The organism is Streptomyces sp. NH27 (assembly GCF_056859195.1).
Genome location: NZ_JACEGK010000523.1, coordinates 1 through 5,730 on the forward strand (window position 1 = coordinate 1; position 5,730 = coordinate 5,730).

Below are 5,730 nucleotides of genomic sequence, written 5' to 3' on the forward strand. Positions count from 1 at the left end.
AGCCGGCGGCCCACCCGCCGCCGGGCCCGGGCTCCTGATGCCGCCCGGCAACGACTCACGCCACGCGCAGGAACCGCAGGACGGCGAGGACCCGGCGGTGGTCGGCCTCCGCCTTCGGCAGGTCGAGCTTGGCGAAGATGCTGTTGATGTGCTTGGCCACCGCGCTCTCGCTGACCACGAGTTGCTCGGCGATGGCGGCGTTCGACCGGCCGCCCGCGATCAGTTCGAGGACCTCGCGCTCCCGCGGGGTGAGGCGGTCCAGCGGATCGCTGTGGCGGCGCACCAGCAGTTGGGATACCACCTGCGGGTCCAGCGCGGTGCCGCCGGCCGCCACCCGGCGCAGCGCGTCGGCGAACTCCTCGACGTCCGCGACCCGTTGCTTGAGCAGGTAGCCGATCCCCGAGGTGTTGGCGGCCAGCAGGTCGGCCGCGTATCGCTCCTCCACGTACTGCGACAGCAGCAGGACCGCGGTGTCCGGCCACTGTTGCCGGATGACGAGCGCGGCCCGCACCCCTTCGTCGGTGAAGCCGGGCGGCATCCGGACGTCGACCACCGCGATGTCCGGCCGGTGCTCTTCCACCGCCGCCAACAGCGCCTCGCCGTCTCCGACTTCGGCGGACACCTCGAATCCGGCCATCTCCAGGACCTTGACCACACCGATCCTGAGCAGCACGGAATCCTCGGCGATCACAGCACGCACGGCAGCTCCACGGTGACGAGGGTCGGGCCCCCGGCGGGGCTGTCGACCGACAGCGTGCCATCGACTGAGGCGGCGCGTCGCGCCAGCCCGGCCAGGCCGGTGCCGTCCGCGAGCCGCGCTCCTCCCACTCCGTCGTCGCGGATGACGGCCCGCAGGCTCTTCCCCGAGTGCTCGACGGTCACTTCGGCCTTCGACGCGTTCGCGTGCTTGACCACGTTCGTCAGCGCCTCGGAGACGACGAAGTAGGCGACCGCCTCGATCGTGGGCGACGGGCGGGCCGGCAGGTCCACCTTCACCCGGACCGGCAGGGGCACCCGGGCCGCGATGCCGGACAGCGCGGCGTCCAGGCCGCGGTCCTCCAGCACGGCCGGGTGCAGTCCCCGCACCAGACCGCTCAGCTCCTCGATCGCTTCCTTCGCCTCCCGGTGCGCCTCGTCGATCGCCCGGCGGGCGTCCGGCGGCAGGTCGCCGAGTGTGGCCTTGGCGAGGCCGAGGTTGACCGCCATGGAGACCAGCCGCTGCTGGGCCCCGTCGTGCAGGTCCCGCTCGATACGCCGCCGTTCGGCGTCGACCGCGTCCACCAGACCGGCGCGGCTCACGGCCAGGTCCGCCACCCGGCGGGCCAGTTGCTCCTCGCGGCTGGGCCCGAGCCGTACCGTGGCGATGCGGGTGTCGAGCCGGGCGAGGGTGCCGGACAGCCGGGACGCGGCGTACACCAGCGCGATGCCGCCCGCGGTGACGAACGCCGCCCAGGTGGTGTAGCCGCGGTGGTCGATCCGCCAGTCCAGCGGGACCAGCCAGATCCACAGGTAGACCGAGGTGGCCGTGAGGCCCACGGCCCAGGCCAGGAGGGCGAAGGCCCCGCCGAGGCCGAGCAGCGGTCCGTCCACCAGGTGGTATCTGAGCTGGCGGTGCCCAGCCGGAGACCGCAGCCAAGCCCGTGGGCGCGGCCGTCGCCCCGCGTGGGGCGAGGGGATGGCCACGCCGAGCCGGGCGTGGAAGCGGCTGTACTGCACCTGCGTGAGCAGGGGTCCGGCGAGCACGATCACCGCGAGCGGGACGAGGACCGCGAGGGCGACGGCCCAGAGCGCGACCGGGACGAGGACGATCCACGGCAGGGCCATCACGAGCAGGACGCCGAGCTGGATCAGCGCCCCCGCGGTGAGGTGCGACACCGATCGTCCGGCGCCGCGGAACGGCGCGAGGATCAGTCGTCTCAGGCGGCTGGTCGAGAGCATGGGAAGACAGTAGAAGACCAGGTCAGCGGTCGGCCATGGCGAGAGCACCAGGCTCGGGGTATAGCCAGTGCCACCCCGGGAGCGGACCTCCTCGCTACTGACGGTAGGCGCTCGGGCGTCGAGGCTGGAGGACGTGAGGGAGAACGGCGAACACGAGGGGACCGATCCGATGAGCACGCTGACCGTCAGTCAACTCTCTTTCCAGGAAGGCGAGTCGACCGCCCGGCCGGCCCGGCGGCACGCGGCGCGCCTGCTGATCGGCTGCGGGCTCGCCCTGCTGCCGTGGCTGGTGGTGCTGGCCGGCTGCCTACCCGGCTCCGCGACCGCCGCGCACTGGCGTACGGCCTGGATCGGCCTGGACTCCTTGGAGGCGGTGGGCCTGGTCGCCACGGGCATACTGGCCCTGCCCGGCCACCGCGCGCACGCGCTGACGGCCGTCGCCACCGCGACGCTGCTGACCGTCGACGCCTGGTTCGACACGACGACCGCGGTCACGGTCGCGGACCGGGTCTCGGCCGTGGCGATGGCGTTCGGCGCGGAGTTGCCCCTGGCCGTGCTGTGCGTGGCGCTGGCGGTCCGATCATCGGCCGATACGACGGCCTGACCCGAAGCCGAACCGAACCCAAAGCCGAACCCGAAGCCGAAGCCGGGCTCGGGCTCGGGCCCAGACCCGAACTGCGATCCGGGCCCCGGCCCCTGCGCACGGATCGGCGGTGCCCGCCCGCGGCGAGCCCGGGAGGCGTCGTGATGCCCCGGGAGGGAACTGCTGGGGCCGTTCGGGCGCTGCCGGCCGGCGTCGGTCGCGGTGCGCCCGGGCATGGGGTAGGAGTGGCCCGAGGGCCCGCACCGGGCCCGGTCGGCACACGGCACACCGGCGCACGGCACCGGGTACGAGAAGGGCGACCGTCGGATGACGGCAAGGCGCAGGACACGGACGGAGTACCCGGAGCACTTCCTCCCGCAACGGCGGCCGCAGGCCGCGGCCCGGCGCGGGCGGGGCAGCGCGGTGGGCGCCGCCGCGGTGGCGGCCCTGCTGCTCGCGGGCTGCACGTCGGGCTCGGACGGCGCCGCATCCTCGCCGTCGGCGGGCACGTCGGCGAGCGCGTCGGCCGCGACCGGTTCGGCGGGTTCGGCGCCCGCTTCGGCACCCGCGACCCCGACGGCGACAGCGACCGCCGGGGCGGCCGCCGGGTCGGCGACGGTCACCCGCACCGTCGCCAAGAACCTGGACGTGCCGTGGGGCATGGCCGAACTGCCCGGCGGCGACCTGCTGGTGAACTCGCGTGACACCGGCGTGATCCAGCGGATCGCGGCCGGCACCGGCAAGCGCACCGTCGCCGGCACGATTCCCGGGGTGGTCTCCACCAAGAGTTCCGCGGGCGAGACCGGCCTGCTGGGGCTGGCGCTCTCCCCGGACTTCGGCTCGAACCAGTTGATCTACATCTACTTCTCCACGGCGACCGACAACCGCATCGCGAAGCTGACCTACACCCCCTCCGCGACCGCCGGCCACCAACTCGGCAAGCTCGACGTCATCCTCAAGGGCATCCCGCGCAACATCCACCACAACGGCGGCCGGATCGCCTTCGGCCCGGACGGCATGCTCTACGCGGGCACCGGCGACGCCGAGAACACCGCGCTGCCGCAGAACAAGTCCTCGCTGGGCGGCAAGATCCTGCGGATGACGCCGGACGGCAAGCCGGCGCCGGGCAATCCGTTCGGCCACTCCGTCGTCTACACCATCGGCCACCGGAACGTGCAGGGCCTGGCCTGGGACCCGTCCGGGAACCTGTGGGCCTCCGAACTCGGCGACAAGAAGGCCGACGAGCTGAACCTGATCCGGGCCGGCCACAACTACGGCTGGCCCGCCACCCAGGGCAGGACCAATCACCCCGGATACACCTCGCCCGTCGCCCAGTTCAGCACCGAGCAGGACTCCCCCAGCGGCATCGCCTGGGCCGACGGCTGCATCTGGATGGCGGCCCTGAAGGGCGAGCGGCTCTGGCGTATCCCCCTGAACGGCACCAAGCTGGTCGCCGCGCCGCAGAGCAAGCTGGTCTCCACCTACGGCCGGCTGCGCACCGTACTCGCCTACAACGGCGGGCTGCTGGTGACCACCAGCAACACGGACGGCCGGATCAGCCCGAAGCCCGGCGACGACAAGATCCTTATGGTGAAGGTCAGTTGACGCATCGTCAGTCCAGCTGAGGCGTCGGCTCCCACACCGTCGGCCCAACCGCACCATCAGGCCGGCCCGTTCGCGGGTGCGGGGGTCGCGGTCACCAGACGCGCCGGCTACGTCGAGGAGTTGTGGGACGACGGCATCGGCGGGGTGGCGCTGTGCTCCTCGCTGCCCTCGCTCGACCATCTGCGCCCGGTGGTCGAACGCGGCCTCGCGCACATCGCGTTCGACCGCACCGCGCAGCCGGGCGACCCGTCGACCGTGGTGAGCATCGGCACCGACAACGGATACGGACCCGGGCGGCGCGGCACCGTGACCCGCCGGTCCACCGCCCCGCCGCATGTTGGGCGAGCCGGCGCGACGGGCCGGCGGGGCGGCGGGGGCTACGGCCGGCCGGGTCCGCCCAGGTGCCGGGCGAAGAACCGCACCGCACTTTCGAACGCCGGGATGTCCGCATGCCGGCCGGGGTTGGCGTGCAGCGTCTTCTCGGCCGAGCCCAGCGCGTCGTACAACGCCAAGCTCTGGTCCCGCGGCACCCGTTCGTCGTCCCACTGCACCAGGAACTCCACCGGTACGGTGATCCGCGCCGCGACCTGCGCCGATGCCGCCGCCCCGCCCGTTCCCAACACCGCCGCGCGGAACCGGGGTTCGGCGGCGACGAACGGTACGCCGAGCCCGCACCCCAACGACACGCCCCAATAGCCCACCGGCCCGGCGCCGACCTGCTCGACCTGCTGGACCGCGTCCAGCACCGCCCGCCACTCCGGGACCGTCCGGCGGGCCACGAGTGCCTGGAAACCGGCGATCAACGGCGCCAGTTCCGCGCCGGCCGCCACGCGCGCCCGGTTCTCGGTCGCGATCCGGTGGTACTCCTCATCCTTCGGGCGGTCCCCATGCGCGGGCACGTCCACCGCCACCACCGCGAACCCGCAATCCGCCACGAAACGCCGCGCACGCTCCACGATCTCGGGGTCCTTCTTGTGCCGCCCGCCGCCATGTCCCATCACGACCAACGACCGCGTACCCGCGGCGCCTTCCGGTGTTCACAGCACACCGGGAATCTCACCGAGCTCAAAAAACCGTTCGACGACGCCGTCGACCGACGTCTCAGAAGTGAACCGCATCGCGTTCCAAGCCTTTCGGGATGCCTCCTGCGGGCACTCCCCCTAGACCGACCGGCAAATGGAGGGCGGCGTCGCGGGCCGGTACGCCGGTGCCTTCGGCAACATCCTCGTCGCCCGGGACGCCACCACCGCCGCCGAGAAGTGGCGCTTCACCTCCACCGGCCCCTCCGTGCACGAGGCCGCCCAGATGGGCTCCGCCCCGGCCGTCGACGGCGACACGGTCCATGTCGGGTTCCCCGACGGCCGGGTCACCGCGGTCGACAAGGCCGACGGCACCCAGAAGTGGAGCGTGCTGACCGGCGCCGCCATCGTCTCCTCCCCCACCATCGCCGGCGACCTGGTGTGGATCGGCTCCATGGACGGCCGCCTCTACGCCTTCGACAAGACCACGGGCACCAAGCGCGCCGGCATCGACATCGGCGCCCCCGTCGACGGCACCCCCGCCATCGCCGACAACCTCCTCCTCATCACCGCCTACGACGGCAA

Annotated in this window: 6 protein-coding genes and 1 pseudogene; 3 read left to right on the forward strand and 4 right to left on the reverse strand. The window is 72.9% G+C overall.

What is annotated here, in order from left to right; translation table 11 throughout:
* Positions 1–55: 55 nt before the first annotated feature.
* Both AC13HU_RS30925 and AC13HU_RS30930 read right to left on the reverse strand, forming a co-directional pair.
* Positions 56–700 carry a response regulator gene (locus tag AC13HU_RS30925; RefSeq protein WP_483045283.1) on the reverse strand — a complete coding sequence of 215 codons (645 nt, stop codon included), beginning with the start codon at positions 698–700 and terminating at the stop codon, positions 56–58.
* Positions 688–1,938, reverse strand: a complete 1,251-nt coding sequence (locus AC13HU_RS30930; protein ID WP_483045284.1) for a sensor histidine kinase — start codon at positions 1,936–1,938, stop codon at positions 688–690. Before AC13HU_RS30930 ends, AC13HU_RS30925 begins: the two co-directional genes overlap by 13 nt.
* A gap of 169 nt (positions 1,939–2,107) precedes the next feature.
* Here AC13HU_RS30930 and AC13HU_RS30935 point away from each other — a divergent pair, with 169 nt between their 5' ends.
* A complete protein-coding gene (locus AC13HU_RS30935) occupies positions 2,108–2,542 on the forward strand; it encodes a hypothetical protein (protein WP_483045285.1) in 435 nt (144 codons plus the stop codon).
* Between the two features lie 306 nt (positions 2,543–2,848).
* On the forward strand, positions 2,849–4,126 hold the full coding sequence (locus AC13HU_RS30940; protein WP_483045286.1) for a PQQ-dependent sugar dehydrogenase: 1,278 nt from the start codon (positions 2,849–2,851) through the stop codon (positions 4,124–4,126).
* Positions 4,127–4,233: 107 nt separating this feature from the next.
* On the opposite strand, the gene AC13HU_RS30945 is transcribed toward AC13HU_RS30940, so the two are convergent.
* Both AC13HU_RS30945 and AC13HU_RS30950 read right to left on the reverse strand, forming a co-directional pair.
* Positions 4,234–4,398, reverse strand: a complete 165-nt coding sequence (locus AC13HU_RS30945) for a hypothetical protein (protein ID WP_483045287.1) — start codon at positions 4,396–4,398, stop codon at positions 4,234–4,236.
* Between the two features lie 105 nt (positions 4,399–4,503).
* Positions 4,504–5,244, reverse strand: a pseudogene (locus AC13HU_RS30950) (dienelactone hydrolase family protein).
* A 58-nt stretch (positions 5,245–5,302) separates the two neighbouring features.
* Here AC13HU_RS30950 and AC13HU_RS30955 point away from each other — a divergent pair.
* The coding region (locus tag AC13HU_RS30955; RefSeq protein WP_483045288.1) for an outer membrane protein assembly factor BamB family protein at positions 5,303–5,730 on the forward strand (428 nt) is incomplete at its 3' end.